Raw genomic sequence first — 19532 nt, 5'->3', positions numbered from 1 at the left:
GGCCCTAGTCCCCGCTCCCGGAGGGTTCTTCCGTGCCGGCTGGAACGCTGTACCGCGGACGGGAAGGAATGTGGTCCTGGGTGGCTCACCGAGTCACCGGCGTCCTCATCTTCTTCTTCCTGTTCGTGCATGTGCTGGACACCGCACTCGTCCGTGTCTCCCCCGAGGCCTACGACAAGGTCGTGGCGACCTACAAGACGCCGATCGTCGCGCTGCTGGAGTACGGCCTCGTCGCCGCCATCCTCTTCCACGCGCTCAACGGCCTGCGCGTCATCGCCGTCGACTTCTGGTCGAAGGGCCCCCGCTACCAGAAGCAGATGTTCTGGACCGTGATGGGCGTCTGGATCGTCCTGATGATCGGCGCGCTCTACCCGGTCCTCGGCCACGCCGCTCGTGCCCTGTTCGGGAGCTGACACTCATGTCCACGACTGAAACCCCCGCGTCCGGAGTCGGCCCCGTCGAGGGCGCCCCGGTGTACTCCGTCGACAACCCGGCCCCGGTGATCGAGGCGCCGCGTCTGCGGACCAAGAAGACCCCCAAGTCCACCCGGGGGAACTTCGAGCTGGCCGCCTGGCTGTTCATGCGCCTGTCCGGCATCGTGCTGGTCGTCCTGGTCATCGGCCACCTGCTGATCCAGCTCGTCCTGGACGGCGGCGTCTCCAAGATCGGCTTCGCCTTCGTGGCCGGCCGCTGGGCGTCCCCGTTCTGGCAGGTCTGGGACCTGCTGATGCTGTGGCTCGCGATGCTGCACGGCGCCAACGGCCTGCGCACGGTCATCAACGACTACGCCGAGCGCCCGAACACCCGGCTGTGGCTGAAGGCTCTGCTCTACACCGCCACGGTGTTCACCATCCTGCTCGGCACGCTGGTGATCTTCACCTTCGACCCGAACATCCGCTAGGCACGGGGCTGCGAGAATCATGAAGATCCACAAGTACGACACAGTCATCGTCGGCGCCGGCGGCGCCGGCATGCGCGCGGCCATCGAGTCGACGAAGCGCAGCCGCACCGCGGTCCTGACCAAGCTCTACCCCACCCGCTCCCACACGGGCGCCGCGCAGGGCGGCATGGCCGCCGCGCTGGCCAACGTGGAGGAGGACAACTGGGAGTGGCACACCTTCGACACGGTCAAGGGCGGTGACTACCTGGTCGACCAGGACGCCGCCGAGATCCTGGCGAAGGAGGCCATCGACGCCGTCCTCGACCTGGAGAAGATGGGCCTGCCGTTCAACCGGACGCCCGACGGGACGATCGACCAGCGCCGCTTCGGCGGTCACTCCCGCAACCACGGCGAGGCCCCGGTCCGCCGGTCCTGCTACGCCGCGGACCGCACCGGCCACATGATCCTCCAGACGCTGTACCAGAACTGCGTCAAGGAGGGCGTGGAGTTCTTCAACGAGTTCTACGTCCTGGACCAGCTCATCACCGAGGTCGACGGCGTCAAGAAGTCGGCCGGCGTGGTGGCGTACGAGCTGGCCACCGGCGAGATCCACCTCTTCCAGGCGAAGGCCGTGATCTACGCCTCCGGCGGCACCGGCAAGTTCTTCCGGGTGACCTCCAACGCGCACACCCTCACCGGTGACGGCCAGGCCGCCGTCTACCGCCGGGGCCTGCCGCTGGAGGACATGGAGTTCTTCCAGTTCCACCCGACCGGCATCTGGCGCATGGGCATCCTCCTCACCGAGGGTGCGCGCGGCGAGGGCGGCATCCTCCGCAACAAGGACGGCGAGCGCTTCATGGAGAAGTACGCGCCGGTCATGAAGGACCTCGCGTCCCGTGACGTCGTCTCCCGCTCCATCTACACGGAGATCCGCGAGGGCCGCGGCTGCGGTCCCGAGGGCGACCACGTCTACCTCGACCTCACCCACCTGCCGCCGGAGCAGCTCGACGCCAAGCTCCCGGACATCACCGAGTTCGCGCGGACGTACCTCGGCATCGAGCCCTACACGGACCCGATCCCGATCCAGCCGACCGCGCACTACGCCATGGGCGGCATCCCGACGAACGTCCAGGGCGAGGTCCTGGCGGACAACACCACCGTCGTCCCGGGCCTCTACGCGGCCGGCGAGGTGGCCTGCGTGTCGGTGCACGGCGCCAACCGCCTGGGCACCAACTCGCTGCTGGACATCAACGTGTTCGGCCGCCGCGCGGGCATCGCCGCCGCCGAGTACTCGGCGAAGGTCGACTTCGTCGAGCTGCCGGAGAACCCGGAGTCGCTCGTCGTCGAGCAGATCGAGCGGCTGCGCAACTCCACCGGCAACGAGCGGGTGGCCACCATCCGCCGCGAGCTGCAGGAGACCATGGACGCCAACGTCATGGTGTTCCGCACCGAGCAGACGATCAAGACGGCCGTCGAGAAGATCGCCGAGCTGCGCGAGCGCTACAAGAACGTGGCGATCCAGGACAAGGGCAAGCGGTTCAACACGGACCTCCTCGAGGCGATCGAGCTGGGCAACCTGCTCGAGCTGGCCGAGGTCATGGCGGTCTCCGCGCTCGCCCGCAAGGAGTCCCGCGGCGGTCACTACCGCGAGGACTACCCGAACCGCGACGACGTCAACTTCATGCGGCACACCATGGCGTACCGCGAGGTCGGGGCCGACGGCTCGGAAACCGTCCGTCTCGACTACAAGCCGGTCGTCCAGACCCGCTACCAGCCGATGGAGCGTAAGTACTGATGGCTACCCCTGTTCTGGACAAGGCGGACGCGGCCGGCCAGCCCGAGCCCGGCTTCGCCGACTCCCCCTACATCACCGTCACCTTCCGGATCCGCCGCTTCAACCCGGAGGTCTCGGCGGAGGCGTCCTGGGAAGACTTCCAGCTGGAGATCGACCCCAAGGAGCGCGTCCTCGACGGTCTGCACAAGATCAAGTGGGACATCGACGGCACCCTGACCTTCCGCCGTTCCTGCGCCCACGGCATCTGCGGCTCCGACGCCATGCGGATCAACGGCAAGAACCGCCTGGCGTGCAAGACGCTGATCAAGGACATCAACCCCGAGAAGCCGATCACGGTCGAGCCCATCAAGGGCCTCACGGTCCTGAAGGACCTGGTCGTGGACATGGAGCCGTTCTTCCAGGCGTACCGGGACGTCATGCCCTTCCTCGTCACGAAGGACACGAACGAGCCCACGCGCGAGCGTCTGCAGTCGGCCGAGGACCGCGAGCGCTTCGACGACACCACGAAGTGCATCCTCTGCGCCGCGTGCACGTCGTCCTGCCCGGTGTTCTGGAACGACGGCCAGTACTTCGGTCCGGCCGCGATCGTGAACGCCCACCGCTTCATCTTCGACAGCCGTGACGAGGCGGGCGAGCAGCGCCTGGAGATCCTCAACGACCGCGACGGCGTGTGGCGCTGCCGCACGACCTTCAACTGCACGGACGCCTGCCCGCGCGGTATCGAGGTCACCAAGGCGATCCAGGAAGTCAAGCGCGCGCTGATCACGCGCCGCTACTGATCTCCCTCCGCCTCTTGCGAGTTGGGCCCCGCTCCCGGTCAGCCACCGGAAGCGGGGCCCTTCGCGTTTCCCGGGCCGGCGGGTGACAGGATGATCCCGCGTTTCCGGGAGCCCCGCCGAACGAGTTTCGGTGGGGCTCCTCGCGTATGGTCGGGTTTGAGCCCTAATGTGACGACATGTCAGACAAAGGGTCGTACGAACTGCTCGGGTTCGACAACGCGCTGTTTCCCGTCGGCGACCTCGGCGAGGCCGTCGGCTTCTACGAGCGGGCCGGGTTCACCGTCGGGTTCCGGCTCGACGAGGCGGGGATCGCCCAGCTGAAGGTCGGCGGCGAGATGCCGGCGATCCTGCTGCGCGCCGAGGAGGCGCTGGGACACCGGCCGCCGCCGTGGCCGTCGCCGCGGCTGTGGCTGGAGGTGCCGGACGCGCGGGCCGCGGCACGGGAGCTGGCCGCCGCCGGCATCATGCCGCTCGACGAGCCGTTCCCGGGGGCCACCGGCTGGACCGTGGAGATCGCCGACCCCTGGGGGAACGTCCTCGGGTTCACCGACTACAGCAAGCGCCCGGAGCTGGGCCGCCGGAGCTGACGCGCGAAGCCCGCGCGATCCGTCGCACCCTTGAGTTGAACATGTTCAAAAGCAGGGCTAGAGTCCTTCCTGTCAGCGTTTTGAACGCGTTCAAGAAGGGGTGGGGCATGGACCGCACCGTCATCGCCTACGTCATCTACCTGGCGGTCAGCATCGCGCTGACCGTCTGGGTGGCCCGCACGCTCAGCCGCAACGGCCGGGTCTTCCTGTCCGACGTGCTGCGCGGCAACGAGAAGCTCGCCGACGCCGTCAACCACCTCCTGGTGGTCGGCTTCTACCTGGTCAACCTGGGCTTCGTGGCGCTGTACCTGAACGACAGCGGCGACATCGAGGACACCCGGGGCATCTTCGAGGCCCTGTCGGCCAAGCTCGGCGTGGTGCTGCTGGTGCTCGGTGTGATGCACCTGGGCAACGTGTACGTGCTCAACAGGATCCGGCGGCGCGGGCTGATGGACCGCGAGCAGCAGCCCCCGGTCCCCCCGCAGGCCTGGGTACCGCCGACGGCCGGGGCGTGAGCGCGGTGACCTCCGCGCAGGACCGGGACGCCACGTCCGTCCCGGTCCGCGGGCTCACCGTCCTCTACGACGCCGAGTGCGCCCTGTGCACGCACCTGCGCGACTGGCTCGTCAGGCAGCCCAAGCTGGTGCCGCTGGAACTGGTTCCGGCCGGCTCGGACGAGGCCCGCCGGCGCTACCCGGGGCTCGACCACGCCGCCACCCTCCAGGAGGTCACCGTGATCGGCGACTCCGGGCAGGTCTACCAGGCGTCCCGAGCCTGGATCGTCGTCCTGTGGGCGCTGCGCGAACACCGCCCGCTCGCCCACCGGCTGAGCACCCCGGCCGGTTACAAGCTGGCCCGGGGCGCGGTGCTGGCGGCCGCCAAGTGGCGGGGCGCGCAGTGGGGCGGGCGGGCGTACCCGCGGGCCGACGGATGGTCGTACGACCCGCGGGCGGGCTGGACCTACAACCCGCCGTCCTGTTCCGGCGGCGCCTGCCCAACTGGTTAGGCTCCTGTCGTGCCCGCGAAGAACGAAGGCCCCGAAGAGGCCGGCCCCCAGACCAAGTCCGAGCAGACCCGCGCGCTCATCCTGGAGACCGCGATGCGGCTCTTCCAGGAGCGCGGCTACGACAAGACCACCATGCGGGCCATCGCCAAGGAGGCCGGCGTCTCCGTCGGCAACGCCTACTACTACTTCGAGGGCAAGGAGCACCTGATCCAGGGCTTCTACGACCGGATCGCCGCCGAGCACCAGGTGGCGGTCCGGGAGGTCCTGAACCGGGAGACCGACCTGGAGGCCCGGCTCGCGGGCGTGCTGACCGCGTGGCTGGACATCGCCCGGCCGTACCACGAGTTCGCGGTCCAGTTCTTCAAGAACGCCGCCGACCCCGACAGCCCGCTCAGCCCGTTCTCTCCGGAGAGCGAGCACGCGCGGGAGCAGGCCATCAGCGTCCACCGGGAGGTGCTGGCCGGCTCCAGGTCCAAGGTGGCGCCCGAACTGCGGGACGCGCTGCCGGAACTGATGTGGCTGTCCCAGATGGGCCTCGTCCTGTACTGGGTCTTCGACCGGACCGAGGGCCGCGAGCGCAGCTACCGGCTGGCGCGGCGCGGCGCGCGGCTGACCGCCCGCGGGGTCGCCCTGGCCCGGTTCCGGGTGCTGCGCCCCCTGGTGCTGGAGGTCCACGAGCTGTTCACGGACTTCCTGCCGGGGATGACGAGGGCACTTCCGGACCCCTCGGCCAGAGCCGGGCGCGCGGCCGGACACGAGGCCGGCCGCGCGGACGAGGACGGGGCCGAGGACTGACCCCTCGGCCGCGGGACGTCAGATCCACTGCAGGCGCCACAGGCGGAACACGCCCGTGCCGTCCGAGAGGTACTGGCCGCCGCCGACGTCCTCGGTGCTGACCACGTACTCCTTGCGCTGCCACAGCGGGATCAGCGGCACGTCGGCCGCCACGTCCCCCTGGATGGCGCGGAAGTCGTTCGAGGTCCGCGAGCGGTCGGCGTACTGCTGGCTGTTCCGGATGAGCGCGTCGACGGCCTTGCTGCTGTAGCCGGTGCTCATGGTGGAGCCGGTGCCGATCAGCGGGGAGCCGAAGGTGTCCGGGTCGGGGTAGTCGGCCACCCAGCCGACCGCCCAGGCGTCCATCTTCCCGGCGGCCCAGCGCTTCTGGAAGTCGGTCCACTCGTAGCCCTGGACGTCCACCTTGAACAGGCCGCCCTTCTCGAGCTGCTGCTTCAGCTCCGCGGCCTCCTCCGCGCCCGCGCCCCGGCCCCTGCCGTAGCCGAAGGTGAAGCGCACCGGCAGGGTCACCCCGGCCTGGGTGAGCAGCTCCCGCGCCTTCGCGGTGCTCTGCGTCGGGTAGGTGTCGAAGAAGGACGTGGTGTGGCCGATGATGCCGGTCGGGATCAGCGAGTACAGCGGGTCGACCGTGCCGTCGTACACCTTGGCGGCGAGCTGCTCGCGGTTGACCAGCCAGGCCATGGCGCGGCGCACCCGCTCGTCGTGCAGCGGTGAGGCGGCGCGGGTGTTGAGGTACAGGTTGCGGGTCTCGGAGCTGTCGGACTCGGTGACGCGCTGGGTGGGGTCGCTCGGGTTCAGCTCGGACAGGACCTGCGGCGGCAGCGTCCGGGTGGCGACATCGACCTGCTTGTGCTGCCAGGCGGTCTGCAGCTTCTGGGAGTCGGCGTAGTAGCGCAGCTCGATGGGGCGGCCGGTGCCGCCGAGGTAGCCCTGGTACTTCGTGTAGGGCGCGAGGACGGCCTTCTGGTCCTTGGTGTACGAGGTCAGCGTGTACGGGCCGGTGCCGTCGACACCGGTGCCGGTGCGCAGGGCCTTGGCCGGGTAGGCGTCCTTGTCCACGATCGAGCCGGCGCCGGTGGCGACCTTCAGCGGGAAGGTGGCGTCCGGGGACGACAGGTGGAAGGTCACGGACGTCGCACTGTCGGCGGACACCGAGCCGAGGGTGGAGAACAGGGACGCCGGGCCGACGTCCGAGTTGATCTTCTTCACCCGTTCGAAGGAGTACTTCACGTCCTCGGCGGTCAGCTTCCGCCCGCTCGGGAAGGTGATGTCGCCGCGCAGCGAGCACCGGTACGTCTTCAGCCCGCCGCCCTCGAAGGCGCAGCTCTTCGCCGCGTCCGGGACGGGTTTGACCCCGCCCGGCTCGAAGGTCAGCAGGGTCTGGAAGACGTTGCTGAACAGGGCCCAGGAACCGGCGTCGTAGGCGCCGGCCGGGTCCAGTGAGGTGACGGCGTCGGTCGTGCCGACGGTGATCGTCCGGTTCTTGTCGCCCTGCGACGGCAGCAACTGCCAGCCGCCGATCCCCACGACGGCGAGTACGAGCAGCGTCACGAGAATGCGCATGCGAACAGATCGCATGGTGGTGCCCCTCCCAGGCCTGCCAGGGCCCTACCCCTGGCCCAGCACAGAAAAACGGCCACTCCCCTAGTGGCGCGGCTCACCTAATCACACCTGTTTGAGCGGGGGGAAGGGCTATCGGCCCCCATGAGGGAGAACTTACCGAGGCGTTGTTTCCGCCGAATTCCACAGCGCCTTCACAGGAAGGTGGGAGCGGTTTCCGTGAGGCGCCGCGGGGCGGGTCAGGCGCGCGTGGCGGCCAGCTCGATCACCGTCACGTCCGAGGGCGCGTCGACCCGGGTGGGCGGCCCCCAGGCGCCGGCGCCCCGGCTGACGTACAACTGCGTGTCGCCGTAGCGTTCGAGGCCGGCCACGGTGGGGTTGGCGGCGGCCGCGATCAGGTTGCCCGGCCAGAGCTGGCCGCCGTGGGTGTGGCCGGAGAGCTGGAGGTCGACGCCGTGCCGCACCGCCTCGTGGATCTGCACCGGCTGGTGGGCGAGCAGCACGCAGGCGCGGGCCGGGTCCCGGTCGCCGAGCGCCTTCGCGAAGTCCGGGCCCCGGCCCTCGCTCTCGCCCTGGAGGTCGTTGACCCCGGCCAGGTCGAAGTACGGCAGCTCGGTGCGGGCGTTCTCCAGCGGGTGCAGGCCGAGGGTGCGCACCTCGGCGACCCACTGCTCGGCGCCGGAGAAGTACTCGTGGTTGCCGGTGACGAAGTAGGCCCCGTGCCGTGCGCTGAGCCGGGCCAGCGGCGCCGCGGCCGGGCCGAGGTCCTTCACGCTGCCGTCCACCAGGTCGCCGACGACCGCGATCAGGTCGGGCTGGGTGGCGTTCACGGTGTCGACGACCCGCTGCGCGAAACCGCGGCCGAGGACGGGCCCGAGGTGGATGTCGCTGACGACGGCGATCCGGAACCCGTGCGCGGCGCGCGGCAGCCGGGCCAGCGGCACGGTGACGCGCTTGACCCGCGGCCCGCGCAGCACGCCGTACGTGCCCTGCCCGACCGTCGCGACGGCGGCGGCCGCGGCGGCTCCGCCCACGACCCGGGAGACGAACAGCCGCCGGGAGGGGGCGTGCGCCTCGCGCGGCGCCCGCCCGGCGGGCTCCGGGCCGGCCTGGTCCTCCGGCACATCCGGCACGTCCGGCACATCCGGCTCGGCCGGCGCCGGCCGAGGCGCCGCCGGCACCGTCTCCGGCTCCCGCACGGGGGTCTCGGCGGTCCGCGCCCGGCGCGCCAGGAGCCGTGCCGCCAGGGGCCGTACGACCTCGCCGGCCACCACCGCCACCAGCAGGTACAGCGCCAGCGCCATCCACAGGAAGCCGGGCCAGGCGAGGGTGCGCTGGAGCCAGAAAGGGGCGCCGGAGCGTTCGGCGACCAGGGCGCCGACCATCAGCAGCGGGCCGGCGACGAACACCGCCGTGCCGGCGCGGCGGGCCGGGCCCGGGCCGCGGGTGGTGTCGCGGACCAGACGGCGCCACACGTACCAGTGCCCGAGCACCAGCACGGCCAGGACGGCCGCCGCGATGAGGACGAAGACGATGACCACGCTGCAGTGTCTCCCGCTATGACTTCCGGCGCAGTGCGCGCAGTCCGCGCAACCCGATGAGCCCGATGACCGTCCCCAGTACGAAGGAGACGATCGCCAGCAGCAGATGCACCCAGAAGTACGCGGTCGGGTGGCCGTCGTCGAAGGCGAGTCCGCTGCCGTCCTCGGCCAGGTTCTTGACGAAAGTGATCCAGATGACCCAGCTCCACACCCCGAAGGCGAGCAGGAACCAGGAGACCGGGCGGCTGAGTTTCACGGAGACTGACCTTTCGACACGACGCCGTGCCCCGGCGGCCGGCCGGGGGTCCGGGGGTTGTCCCCCGGATGAGCACGGCATGCGTTCAGTATCGCTGTCCGCGCCCGCGTTCCGTGGCCGGGGTGGGGTGCCGGGCGGGACTTCGGTGTCCTCGGCCGGTACGTTTCCGACCGTGCCCCCACCGAAGAAGGCCCTCGGGCGACGCCTGCTGGCCACCTCCGCCGCGCTGCTGTCCCTCTCCGTCACCACGCCGGTGGCATTCGCGGCCCCGACGCCCTCCACGAGCCCGACGGCCACTCCCCCGGCGCTCATGTCGCAGGTGGGCGGCGCGCGGCTGGGGCAGCCGGGGACCCAGGTGAACCTCACGGCCGGCGTGCCCGCGCTTCCCGAGGACCTCACCGCACGGTCCTGGATCGTCTCCGACGCCGAGTCCGGCGAGGTCCTCGCCGCGCACGACGCGCACTGGCCGCTGCCCCCGGCGAGCACCCTGAAGATGCTGTTCGCGGACACCCTGCTGCCCCGGTTCCCGAAGACGATGGAGCACAAGGTGGTCCCGTCCGACCTCGCGGGCATGGGCGCCGGTTCGAGCGTGGTCGGGATAAAGGAGGGTCACACCTACACCGTCCACGACCTGTGGCTCGGGGTCTTCCTGCGCTCGGGCAACGACGCCGTGCACGTGCTGGCCGCCATGAACGGCGGGGTGGACCGGACCGTCGCGGACATGCAGGCCCACGCCGACGAGCTGCAGGCCCTGGACACGCACGTGGTCAGCCCGGACGGGTACGACGCGCCGGAGCAGCGGTCGTCGGCGTACGACCTGACGCTGTTCGCCCGCTCCGGGCTGCAGAAGAAGGACTTCCGCGAGTACTGCTCGACCGTGTCGGCGAAGTTCGAGTCCGGCGAGATCCGCAACACCAACCGGCTGTTGAGCGGCGACACGGACGTGCCCGTCTACCAGGGCATCGCCGGGGTGAAGAACGGCAACACCACCGACGCCGGCGCCACCTTCACCGGCGTCGCCGAACGCGACGGCAAGGTGCTGCTGGTCACGGTGATGAACCCGGAGAAGCACGAGCACAACGAGGTCTACAAGGAGACCGCGAAGCTGTTCGACTGGGGCTTCCGGGCGGCCGGCAAGGTGCGCCCGGTGGGCGAGCTGGTCCCGCCGAAGAGCGCGCAGTCCACCTCCCAGCCGGGCGCCACCGCCTCGGCGGGGCAGGCGCACAGACCCGGCGGCTCCGGCAGACGGCCGGCCGCGAGCGCCCCGGGCGGGACCGGGGCCACCGGCGCCGGAACCGCCCTGGCCGTCGCCGGCGGACTGCTGGCGCTGCTCGGGGGCGGGGTGTTCCTGATCAACCGCCGTTGGCCGCTGCCGGATCTGATGCGCCGTCGGCCGCGCTCGTGATCCCGGCGTCCTTGCTCGGCGTCGCCGTCCAGGCGGCGCAGAACAGGACGAGTTTCGCGGTGAAGTTGATCCACAGCAGCAGGGCCACGGGCACGCCGAACGCGCCGTACATGCTCTTCGAGGCGATCCCCTGGATGTAGCCGCTGAGCAGCAGTTTCAGCAGCTCGAAGCCGACCGCGCCGGTCAGTGCGGCCACCAGCAGACGGCGGCGCGGGGGTTCGGTGCCGGGCAGCAGGGTCAGCACGTAGAGCAGCAGCAGGAAGTCGGCGAGCACGGCCACGGCGAACGCGATGATCTGCAGCAGCACGTGCCCCCAGCCCGCCCGGTCGAGACCGAGGGCGTCGCTGAGCCGGCCCACCATCGCGGAGGCCACGGTGGAGATGGCGAGGGTGGCGACGACCGCGCCGCCCAGACCGATCAGGATGCCCGCGTCCTTGGCCTTGGCGAGGAACGGGTTCTCCTCGTCGTCCGGCAGCTCCCACACCGCGCGCAGGCAGTCGCGCACCTGGCCGACCCAGCCCAGGCCGGTGAACAGCAGCAGGGCGCCGGCGATCACCCCGACGGTGCCGGCGTTCTCCACCAGGGCGTTGATGTCGAGCTGGTCGGAGATGCCGGGGATCTGCTCGGCGATCCTGTCCTGCAGGGTCCGCTGCTGCGACTGGCTGAGCGTGGCGGCGCCGACGGTGGCCGCCAGCGTCAGCAGCGGGAACAGCGCGACAAAGCTGACGAAGGTCATCGCGGCGGCCAGTCGCGTCCACTTCACCCGGTCCAGGCGCTCGTAGGAACGCCAGGCGTGCGTGATCATCAGCCGGGTGACGATCGGCCCGACACCGGGGAGCTTCTTCAGCCAGTCCATGCTGCGTCTCTGCCCCGCCACCAGGACCCGATGTGCGGGCGCGGCAACACTATTGAGTGACATCCCATTAATCACCCGTTCCGCCGAGCGGGGTTATGTTCTCCGGCCGGTCGCCCGGGCGGGGGCGGTACGGTCGCCGGCATGCCCGACCTCGAACCCCTCCCCCGGTCCCTGCTCGTCCTCGGCGGCACCTCCGAGATCGCGCTCGCCACCGTGCGCCGCCTGATCGCCCGTGGCGCCCGGACCGTCCGGCTGGCGGGCCGCCCCTCGCCCGGCCTGGAGCGGGCGGCCGAGGGTCTGCGCGCGCTGGGCGCGGACGTCCACACCCTCGCCTTCGACGCCCTGGACCCCGAGTCCCACGAGCCGGTACTCGGCAAGGTGTTCGCCGAGGGCGACGTCGATCTGGTGCTGCTGGCCTTCGGCGTCCTCGGCGACCAGGCCCACGACGAGCGGGAACCGCTGCGCGCCGTCCAGGTCGCGCAGACCAACTACACCGGAGCCGTGTCGGCGGGCCTGGTGGCGGCCCGCGCGCTGCAGACCCAGGGCCACGGCTCGCTGGTGGTCCTGTCCTCCATCGCCGGCGAACGCGCCCGCCGGGTGGACTTCATCTACGGCTCCAGCAAGGCCGGGCTCGACACCTTCGCGCAGGGTCTCGGCGACGCGCTGTACGGCACCGGGGTGCACGTCATGGTCGTGCGCCCCGGCTTCGTCGTCACGCCCAGGACCGCCGCCCTGCCCAGGGCGCCGTTCGCCACCACGCCCGAGGCGGTCGCCACGGCCGTCGAACTGGGCCTGCGCCGCCGCTCGGAGACCGTGTGGGTGCCGGGCTTCCTGCGCCTGGTGATGGCGGTGCTGCGGCACGCGCCGCGGACGGTCTTCCGCAGACTGCCCCTCTAGGGGGAGCCCCGTGCGGGAGCCTTCCGCGGGTGGGGGGAGGCGGCGGCTACCGGCTGGCGATCGTGCCGCGGTCCAGGTGCCCCGCCTGCGGCGGCACCACGGATCCGCCGAACGGGTACTCCCGGAGCTTGCGCCACACCCCGTCGGCGCCCTGCTCGTGCAGCGCGAACCCGGTGCACGGCCACTCCGCCTCGAAGCCGGCCAGCTCCTCGAACGCGCGGTCCATGGCCGCCTCGTCGATGCCGTGCGCGACCGTCACGTGCGGATGGTACGGGAACTGCAGCTCCCGCGGCACCGGCCCGGAGGCGTCGCGGACCCGCTGCTGCAGCCAGGAGCAGTCCTCGGCGCCCTGCACGACGCACACGTAGACGACCGGCGACAGCGGCCGGAAGGTACCGGTCCCGGACAGCCGCATCGGGAACGGCCGCCCGGCGGCCGCGACCCCTCTCAGGTGGGCGTCCACCGCCGGCAGGTCGGCCTCGTCCACCTCGGTCGGCGGCAGCAGGGTGACATGCGAGGGGATGCCGTGAGCCGCGGCGTCGCCGAAGCCCGCGCGCCGCTCCTGGAGCAGGCTGCCGTGAGGCTCCGGGACCGCGATCGACACGCCGATCGTTACGGTCCCCACGTCGTCTCCCCTCGTCGTGTCTGTTTTCTTCTCACCCGTCGGTTATCGACTGTACGGCCACGGGTGTCCCGTGGGCAGGCGCGGCGGCAGTGATGTGCAGCGCTCCGCCCGCTCGGGTGCGCGTGCGGTCGCACGCCTCGGTACCGCTCAGTGCTTGGCCGGCAGGAAACCCACGCGGTCGTACGCCTGCGCGAGCGTCTCCGCGGCCACGGCCCGCGCCTTCTCCGCGCCCTTGGCCAGGACCGAGTCGAGCGTCTCGGGGTCCTCCAGGTACTGCTGGGTGCGCTCCCGGAACGGCGTCACGAACTCCACCATGGCGTCCGCGAGGTCCGTCTTGAGCGCCCCGTACATCTTGCCCTCGTAGTCCTTCTCCAGCTCGTCGATCGTGCGGCCGGTGAGGGTGGAGAAGATGGTGAGGAGGTTGGAGACGCCCGGCTTGTTCTCGGTGTCGTAGCGGATCACCGTGTCGGTGTCGGTGACCGCGCTCCTGACCTTCTTCGCCGTCGCCTTCGGCTCGTCGAGCAGGTTGATCAGGCCCTTGGGGGTGGACGCCGACTTGCTCATCTTGACCGTCGGATCCTGCAGGTCGTAGATCTTCGCCGTCTCCTTGAGGATGTACGGCTTCGGGACGGTGAAGGTCTCGCCGAACCGCCCGTTGAACCGCTCGGCCAGATCCCGGGTCAGCTCGATGTGCTGGCGCTGGTCCTCGCCGACCGGCACCTCGTTGGCCTGGTACAGCAGGATGTCCGCGACCTGCAGGACCGGGTACGTGAACAGGCCGACGGAGGCCCGGTCGGCGCCCTGCTTGGCGGACTTGTCCTTGAACTGGGTCATGCGCGAGGCCTCGCCGAAGCCGGTGAGGCAGTTCATGACCCAGGCGAGCTGGGCGTGCTCGGGGACGTGGCTCTGCACGAAGAGGGTGCAGCGGTCCGGGTCGAGACCGGCGGCCAGCAACTGCGCGGCGGCCAGCCTGGTGTTGGCGCGGAGCTGGGCCGGGTCCTGCGGGACGGTGATCGCGTGCAGGTCGACGACCATGTAGAACGCGTCGTGGGACTCCTGGAGGGCCACCCACTGGCGGACGGCGCCGAGGTAGTTGCCGAGGTGGAACGAGCCCGCGGTGGGCTGGATTCCGGAGAGCACACGCGGAGGACGCTGCATGGCGGAGCCATTCCCCTGAGGGCGGTGGTGGGCGACGGGTGGGCGGTCGTTGGCCATGTTCACCATTCTCTCAGGTAACGGGCGGCGATCCGGAACGGGTGGCAAACAGGCGGGGCGCGATCCGGTCCGCGGGGTGTAACAAGGGTGGGACACCGAAGGGGAGGGTCTATGGGCGTACGGGGGACACGGCCGAGGCGGGCGCGGGCCGCCTGGGCGGCGGCGGTCGCGGGAGCGCTCGCCCTGGGGGCGCCGGGGGCGGCGCGGGCGGCGCAAACCGATCCACCCGATGTGGTGATGATCATTCCGAACGGCGACGGCGCGCCGCGGGCGGTGGCCTCCGGCGAGCCGTCCTTCGAGCGGCTCCACGAGCTGCTGCGGCCCGGGTACACGGGCACGCGGCCGGTGCCCCGGGCCTGGACCCGGGGGCGGTACCCGCGGGTGCGGGTCACCGTGGTGTGGGGCCTGACCGGTGTGGGCGGCTGGCCGCAGACCAGCCGGGCGCCGGGCGGGGACACGGCCGTCGAGCGGGTGGACCAGCTCTTCCTCGCCGGGGACGGCACACCCTGGGTGCGCACGGACCCCGCGCCGGACGTGCAGGACGACGACATCCGCTGGCACCCGGCGCGGCGGGACCTCTACGACCGGCTGGACCGTGCGGGGCTGCTCGGCGCGCCGGCGCCCGCCGCCCCGGGCCGGAGCCGGTCGTGGTCCGCCGTCGAGCCGTGGTGGGCGGCCGCCGGCGGGCTCGCCGCCGGGGCCGCCGGCACTCTCCTGGTCCGCCGGGCGGCGGAGCGGCGTCGCACCGGGCCGCCGCGCGGGGAGCCTCGTCAGGAGCTGATCGACCTGTGAGGGTCAGCCGAGGTCGACCTCGGGGTAGAGCGGGAAGCCCGCGACCAGGTCGGTGGCCCGGCGGGAGATCTCGTCCGCGATCTTCGGGTCGAGGATGTGCTGGGCCTTGGAGGGGGCGCCGGACTTGGTGGTGCCGGGCTCGGTGGTGGTGAGCACGCGGTCGATGAGGCCGGCGACCTCGTCCATCTCGGCGGTGCCGAGGCCCCGGGTGGTCAGGGCGGGGGTGCCGACGCGGATGCCGGAGGTGTACCAGGCGCCGTTCGGGTCGGCCGGGATGGCGTTGCGGTTGGTGACGATGCCGGCGTCCAGCAGGGCCGCCTCGGCCTGGCGGCCGGTGAGGCCGTAGGAGCCGGCCACGTCGATCAGGTTGAGGTGGTTGTCCGTGCCGCCGGTGACCAGGGTGGCGCCGCGGCGCGACAGGCCCTCGGCGAGGGCGCGGGAGTTGTCGACGATGCGCCGGGCGTAGTCCTGGAAGGAGGGCTGCCGGGCCTCGGCGAGGGCGACGGCCTTGGCGGCCATCACGTGCGGCAGCGGGCCGCCGAGCACCATCGGGCAGCCGCGGTCGACCTGGTCCTTCAGGGAGTCGTCGCACAGGACCATGCCGCCGCGCGGGCCGCGCAGGGACTTGTGGGTGGTCGTGGTGACGATCTGGGCGTGCGGGACCGGGTCGAAGTCGCCGGTGAGGACCTTGCCGGCGACCAGGCCGGCGAAGTGGGCCATGTCGACCATCAGGGTCGCCCCGACCTCGTCGGCGATCTCCCGCATGACGCGGAAGTTCACCAGGCGCGGGTAGGCGGAGTAGCCGGCCACGATGATCAGCGGCTTGAACTCGCGGGCCTGGGCGCGCAGCGCCTCGTAGTCGATGAGGCCGGTGGCCGGGTCGGTGCCGTAGGACCGCTGGTCGAACATCTTGCCCGAGATGTTGGGGCGGAAGCCGTGGGTGAGGTGGCCGCCGGCGTCCAGGGACATGCCGAGCATGCGCTGGTTGCCGAAGGCCTGGCGCAGCTCGGCCCAGTCGGCCTCGGTGAGGTCGTTGACCTGGCGGGCGCCGGTCTTCTCCAGGAAGGGGACCTCGACGCGGTCGGCGAGGACGGCCCAGAAGGCGACGAGGTTGGCGTCGATGCCGGAGTGCGGCTGGACGTAGGCGTGCCGGGCGCCGAACAGCTCGCGGGCGTGCTCGGCGGCCAGGGACTCGACGGTGTCGACGTTGCGGCAGCCGGCGTAGAAGCGGCGGCCGACCGTGCCCTCGGCGTACTTGTCGCTGAACCAGTTGCCCATCGCCAGCAGGGTGGCCGGGGAGGCGTAGTTCTCGGAGGCGATCAGCTTGAGCATCGCGCGCTGGTCGGTGACCTCCTGGCCGATGGCGTCGGCGACCCGCGGTTCGACCGTGCGGATGACGTCGAGTGCGGCGCGGAAGGCCGTGGACTCGGTGGAGAGGGACTTCTGCTCTGGCATGGGGACCTCCGGACGGCGTGCGTTCAGCGTTCACGTTCGGCCCAGGCGCACGGCACTGTTTCCCGTCGGGCCGCTCCCCGATGGTCCGTCCCATCCCTGCGCGCCAGTCACGACCCGCTGATCAGCCTACCGGGCGCGCCGGAACCGGGAGATCCCGCGTCCACCATGCGAGCGGGGATAGGAAGGGGGCCACCGTCGTGTCCGGGAGAGTCACCGTCGTATCCGGGAGAGGCCGTGCCCACTGCTGAAGACCTCATCGCCGCCGCCGAGGCGCACAGCGCGCCCATCTACCGTCCGCTGCCGGTCGTCGTGGCCACGGCCGAGGGGGCGTGGCTGACGGACGTGGCGGGACGCCGGTACCTGGACCTGCTGGCTGGGTACTCCGCGCTGAACTTCGGGCACGGCCACCCGCGCCTCGTCGAGGCGGCCGAGCGGCAGCTCGCGCGGGTGACGCTGACGTCCCGCGCCTTCCACCACGACCGGTTCGCGGCCTTCTGCACCGAGCTGGCCGAGCTGTGCGGCATGGAGATGGTGCTGCCCGTGAACACCGGCACGGAGGCCGTGGAGAGCGCGGTGAAGACGGCGCGGAAGTGGGGTTACCGGGTGAAGGGGGTGCCCGCGGAGATGGCGAAGGTGGTGGTCGCGGGCGGCAACTTCCACGGGCGTACGACGACGGTGATCAGCTTCTCGACCGATCCGGAGGCCCGCGCGGACTTCGGGCCGTACACACCGGGGTTCGAGATCGTCCCGTACGGCGACCTGACCGCGATGCGGCGGGCGCTCACCGAGAACACCGTCGCCGTGCTGCTGGAGCCGGTCCAGGGCGAGTCGGGGGTGATCGTGCCCCCGGCCGGCTATCTGGCCGGGGTGCGGGAGCTGACCCGGGAGCGGAACGTGCTCTTCGTCGCGGACGAGGTCCAGTCGGGTCTGGGGCGGACCGGGCGTACCTTCGCGTGCGAGCACGAGGGGGTGGTGCCGGACGTGTACGTGCTGGGCAAGGCGCTGGGCGGCGGGATCCTGCCGGTGTCGGCGGTGGTGTCGAGCGCGGAGGTGCTCGGTGTCTTCCGGCCGGGCGAGCACGGGTCGACGTTCGGCGGGAACCCGCTGGCCTGCGCGGTGGCGCTGGAGGTGATCGCGATGCTGCGCACCGGCGAGTACCAGGCGCGGGCGGCCGAGCTGGGCGAGCGGCTGCACCGGCGGCTGCGCGGGCTGCTCGGCGGGGACGCGGTGACGGCGGTGCGCGGGCGCGGACTGTGGGCGGGCGTGGACGTCGCGCCGCGGGCCGGCACCGCGCGTCAGGTGTCGGAGCGGCTGATGGAGCGGGGCGTGCTGGTGAAGGACACCCACGGCTCGACCGTCCGGATCGCGCCGCCGCTGGTCATCGCCGAGGAGGACCTGGACTTCGGGCTCGACCGGCTGGAGGCCGTGCTGGGCGGCTGAGGGCCGCGCGCCGGAGCGTCCGGGCCCGGCCCCGGCGGCGGCTAGAGGATGACGTGGGGCAGGAAGCGGGCGTACCCGTCGGTGATCAGGCCCGAGGACTCCCGGATGCCCAGGCCGGCCGGTTCGTCCCGGACCGTCCAGGCGCCGAGGACGACGTGGTTGCCGTCGAAGGCGGGCAGCGGGGCCAACTGCTGGTAGCAGCAGGGCTCGTCGCGTACGGCCGGGGGCGCGCCCGGCTCGTGCACGGTGACGCCCTCGCCCTCGCGGCCCAGCAGGGGCTTGGCCACGTAGCCGGTGGTGCGGGCGAGTTCGCGCGGGCCGTCGAGGTGGGCGGGGAGCAGGTTCGGGTGGCCGGGGTACAGCTCCCAGAGGACGGCCAGCAGGGCCTTGTTGCTCAGCAGCATCTTCCAGGCGGGCTCGATCCACAGGGTGGTGCCGCTGCCGCCGCCGTTGTCGAGGGTGTCGAGGACGTGCCCGGCGAACGCGTCGGTGGTGAGCCACTCCCAGGGGTAGAGCTTGAACACGGCACGGATGAACCGGAGTCCGTTGTCCACGAACCGGCCGGAGAGGGTGTCCCAGCCGATCTCCTCCATGGAGATCCAGTCGGTCTCGAGTCCGGCCTGCTCGGCGGTCTCCTTGAGATAGGCGACCGTCATCAGGTCCTCGCCGAGTTCGTCGGCCGAGGAGTGCGCGAAGTGCAGCGGGCTGCCCGGCGGGAGCAGCGCGGCCTGCTCGCGCCAGGCGTCGACCAGGCGCTCGTGCAGCGAGTTCCACTGGTCGGCGCCGGGGAAGCGCTCCTCCATCCAGAACCACTGGGGGGAGGCGGCCTCGACCAGCGAGGTGGGGGTGTCCGCGTTGTACTCCAGCAGTTTCGCCGGGCCGGCGCCGTCGTAGCGGAGATCGAACCGGCCGTACACGGTGGGGAGTTCGGCGCGGCGGTGCCAGGCCTCGGTGACGGCCGCGACGACCCGCGGGTCGGTGACGCCGAGTTCGGCGAAACGGTCCTTCGCCACGATGTGCCCGGCGGCGGCCAGGCACATGCGGTGCAGTTCCGCGACGGTCTCCTCCAGCGCCTCGATCTCGGGCAGGGTGAAGGCATAGTAGGCGCTCTCGTCCCAGTAGGGGCGCAGGGAGCCGTCGGGGTGGCGGGTGAGCGGATAGACGAGCCCCTGCTCCTCGACCGTCCGCTGCCAGCCGGGGCGGGGGGTGATGGTTCGGCGTTCCATGGTGTGTGCCGTTCAGCCGCCGGAGCCGCCCTTGCCGCCGCCGAAGCCGCCGCGGTGCACCCCGCCGCCGCCCGAGGACCCGCCCGAGCCCTTGCTCGGCTTGGTGAAGGAGCCGCCGCTCACCCAGGAGCCCTTCTTCTTTCCGCCGTAGTACCAGGAGCCGTTCACCGTGGACTTGGCGGACTTGCAGTTCTTGTCGGAGACGACCTGGTAGCCCTTGGCGAGGCGGTAGCTGTCCCGGTCGACGCAGCGCTTGTCCGGGGAGGAGGAGCAGGCCGTGAGGGCGGCGGCGAGCAGGCCCATGCCGCCGAGGACGACCGTGGTGGAGCGCAGTTGCGCGCGTGTGTTCGCCATGTGGTGGATCCCCCGTCTGCTGTGCGGTGTGCGGCGGTCAGCCTAGGCGGGGGTGCGCGGGTCCCCGC

General features: G+C 71.6%; 21 protein-coding genes and 1 riboswitch. Of the genes, 12 read left to right on the top strand and 9 right to left on the bottom strand.

From position 1 onward, the window contains the following. Nucleotides 1-32: 32 nt before the first annotated feature. The 8 genes from sdhC (at nt 33) to ACFYU0_RS22785 (ending at nt 5842) form a co-directional block, all read left to right on the top strand. The gene (sdhC, locus tag ACFYU0_RS22820; RefSeq protein WP_308290908.1) at nt 33-413 is read left to right on the top strand and encodes a succinate dehydrogenase, cytochrome b556 subunit; all 381 of its coding nucleotides are present in this window, start codon (nt 33-35) and stop codon (nt 411-413) included. 5 nt (nt 414-418) lie between these two features. Further along, nucleotides 419-901 carry a succinate dehydrogenase hydrophobic membrane anchor subunit gene (locus ACFYU0_RS22815; protein ID WP_351670168.1) on the top strand — a complete coding sequence of 161 codons (483 nt, stop codon included), beginning with the start codon at nt 419-421 and terminating at the stop codon, nt 899-901. 19 nt (nt 902-920) lie between these two features. Further along, nucleotides 921-2675: a succinate dehydrogenase flavoprotein subunit gene (sdhA, locus tag ACFYU0_RS22810; protein ID WP_351670171.1), complete on the top strand. Its 1755-nt coding sequence runs from the start codon at nt 921-923 to the stop codon at nt 2673-2675. After that, nucleotides 2675-3454 (top strand): succinate dehydrogenase iron-sulfur subunit, encoded by a 780-nt coding sequence (locus ACFYU0_RS22805; protein ID WP_351670174.1) that lies wholly within the window; start codon nt 2675-2677, stop codon nt 3452-3454. The genes sdhA and ACFYU0_RS22805 overlap by 1 nt, the downstream gene beginning before the upstream one ends. 176 nt (nt 3455-3630) lie before the next feature. Beyond that, complete coding sequence (locus ACFYU0_RS22800; protein WP_351670179.1) at nt 3631-4041, top strand: VOC family protein; 411 nt, start codon at nt 3631-3633, stop codon at nt 4039-4041. Nucleotides 4042-4148: 107 nt separating this feature from the next. Beyond that, a complete protein-coding gene (locus ACFYU0_RS22795) occupies nt 4149-4556 on the top strand; it encodes a hypothetical protein (RefSeq protein WP_351670182.1) in 408 nt (135 codons plus the stop codon). Further along, complete coding sequence (locus tag ACFYU0_RS22790) at nt 4553-5047, top strand: DUF393 domain-containing protein (RefSeq protein ID WP_351670185.1); 495 nt, start codon at nt 4553-4555, stop codon at nt 5045-5047. The genes ACFYU0_RS22795 and ACFYU0_RS22790 overlap by 4 nt, the downstream gene beginning before the upstream one ends. Nucleotides 5048-5056: 9 nt before the next feature. Then, nucleotides 5057-5842 carry a TetR/AcrR family transcriptional regulator gene (locus tag ACFYU0_RS22785; RefSeq protein ID WP_389303797.1) on the top strand — a complete coding sequence of 262 codons (786 nt, stop codon included), beginning with the start codon at nt 5057-5059 and terminating at the stop codon, nt 5840-5842. An 18-nt stretch (nt 5843-5860) separates the two neighbouring features. Here the strand turns inward: ACFYU0_RS22785 and ACFYU0_RS22780 are convergent, their stop codons facing one another. From ACFYU0_RS22780 to ACFYU0_RS22770, 3 genes are all read right to left on the bottom strand, one after another. Further along, nucleotides 5861-7405, bottom strand: a complete 1545-nt coding sequence (locus ACFYU0_RS22780; protein WP_389303795.1) for an ABC transporter substrate-binding protein — start codon at nt 7403-7405, stop codon at nt 5861-5863. Nucleotides 7406-7641: 236 nt separating this feature from the next. Next, nucleotides 7642-8943, bottom strand: coding sequence for a metallophosphoesterase (locus ACFYU0_RS22775; RefSeq protein WP_389303793.1), 1302 nt, complete (start codon nt 8941-8943; stop codon nt 7642-7644). 16 nt (nt 8944-8959) lie between these two features. Continuing rightward, nucleotides 8960-9199, bottom strand: a complete 240-nt coding sequence (locus ACFYU0_RS22770) for an SCO4848 family membrane protein (protein WP_351670197.1) — start codon at nt 9197-9199, stop codon at nt 8960-8962. A 172-nt stretch (nt 9200-9371) separates the two neighbouring features. Between ACFYU0_RS22770 and ACFYU0_RS22765 the strand changes: the two genes are divergently transcribed. After that, nucleotides 9372-10604: a D-alanyl-D-alanine carboxypeptidase gene (locus tag ACFYU0_RS22765; protein WP_351670200.1), complete on the top strand. Its 1233-nt coding sequence runs from the start codon at nt 9372-9374 to the stop codon at nt 10602-10604. On the opposite strand, the gene ACFYU0_RS22760 is transcribed toward ACFYU0_RS22765, so the two are convergent. Further along, the gene (locus tag ACFYU0_RS22760; protein ID WP_351670203.1) at nt 10552-11460 is read right to left on the bottom strand and encodes a YihY/virulence factor BrkB family protein; all 909 of its coding nucleotides are present in this window, start codon (nt 11458-11460) and stop codon (nt 10552-10554) included. The genes ACFYU0_RS22765 and ACFYU0_RS22760 overlap by 53 nt on opposite strands. A 141-nt stretch (nt 11461-11601) precedes the next feature. Here ACFYU0_RS22760 and ACFYU0_RS22755 point away from each other — a divergent pair, with 141 nt between their 5' ends. Continuing rightward, nucleotides 11602-12357, top strand: a complete 756-nt coding sequence (locus tag ACFYU0_RS22755; protein WP_351670206.1) for a decaprenylphospho-beta-D-erythro-pentofuranosid-2-ulose 2-reductase — start codon at nt 11602-11604, stop codon at nt 12355-12357. 46 nt (nt 12358-12403) lie between these two features. Here the strand turns inward: ACFYU0_RS22755 and ACFYU0_RS22750 are convergent, their stop codons facing one another. Both ACFYU0_RS22750 and trpS read right to left on the bottom strand, forming a co-directional pair. Beyond that, nucleotides 12404-12982 carry a 2'-5' RNA ligase family protein gene (locus ACFYU0_RS22750; protein WP_351670209.1) on the bottom strand — a complete coding sequence of 193 codons (579 nt, stop codon included), beginning with the start codon at nt 12980-12982 and terminating at the stop codon, nt 12404-12406. A gap of 147 nt (nt 12983-13129) precedes the next feature. Next, the gene (gene trpS, locus ACFYU0_RS22745; RefSeq protein ID WP_389303790.1) at nt 13130-14140 is read right to left on the bottom strand and encodes a tryptophan--tRNA ligase; all 1011 of its coding nucleotides are present in this window, start codon (nt 14138-14140) and stop codon (nt 13130-13132) included. Nucleotides 14141-14308: 168 nt separating this feature from the next. Between trpS and ACFYU0_RS22740 the strand changes: the two genes are divergently transcribed. Continuing rightward, on the top strand, nt 14309-14989 hold the full coding sequence (locus ACFYU0_RS22740) for a hypothetical protein (protein ID WP_389303788.1): 681 nt from the start codon (nt 14309-14311) through the stop codon (nt 14987-14989). Between the two features lie 3 nt (nt 14990-14992). Here ACFYU0_RS22740 and ACFYU0_RS22735 read toward each other — a convergent pair whose 3' ends face one another. Further along, nucleotides 14993-16444 carry a glycine hydroxymethyltransferase gene (locus ACFYU0_RS22735; RefSeq protein ID WP_389303786.1) on the bottom strand — a complete coding sequence of 484 codons (1452 nt, stop codon included), beginning with the start codon at nt 16442-16444 and terminating at the stop codon, nt 14993-14995. Nucleotides 16445-16476: 32 nt separating this feature from the next. Next, a riboswitch (ZMP/ZTP riboswitch) is annotated at nt 16477-16565 on the bottom strand. Between the two features lie 44 nt (nt 16566-16609). Between ACFYU0_RS22735 and rocD the strand changes: the two genes are divergently transcribed. Then, a complete protein-coding gene (rocD, locus tag ACFYU0_RS22730) occupies nt 16610-17884 on the top strand; it encodes an ornithine--oxo-acid transaminase (RefSeq protein ID WP_389303785.1) in 1275 nt (424 codons plus the stop codon). A 41-nt stretch (nt 17885-17925) separates the two neighbouring features. On the opposite strand, the gene ACFYU0_RS22725 is transcribed toward rocD, so the two are convergent. Together ACFYU0_RS22725 and ACFYU0_RS22720 are read right to left on the bottom strand one after the other, a co-directional pair. Continuing rightward, the gene (locus tag ACFYU0_RS22725; protein WP_351670224.1) at nt 17926-19110 is read right to left on the bottom strand and encodes a glutathionylspermidine synthase family protein; all 1185 of its coding nucleotides are present in this window, start codon (nt 19108-19110) and stop codon (nt 17926-17928) included. Between the two features lie 12 nt (nt 19111-19122). Then, nucleotides 19123-19464, bottom strand: coding sequence for a hypothetical protein (locus ACFYU0_RS22720; protein WP_351670227.1), 342 nt, complete (start codon nt 19462-19464; stop codon nt 19123-19125). Nucleotides 19465-19532 lie beyond the last annotated feature (68 nt).

Source organism: Streptomyces sp. NPDC003720, assembly GCF_042875075.1.
Lineage (GTDB): Bacteria > Actinomycetota > Actinomycetes > Streptomycetales > Streptomycetaceae > Streptomyces.
This window is presented reverse-complemented; position numbering and strand designations above follow the sequence as displayed.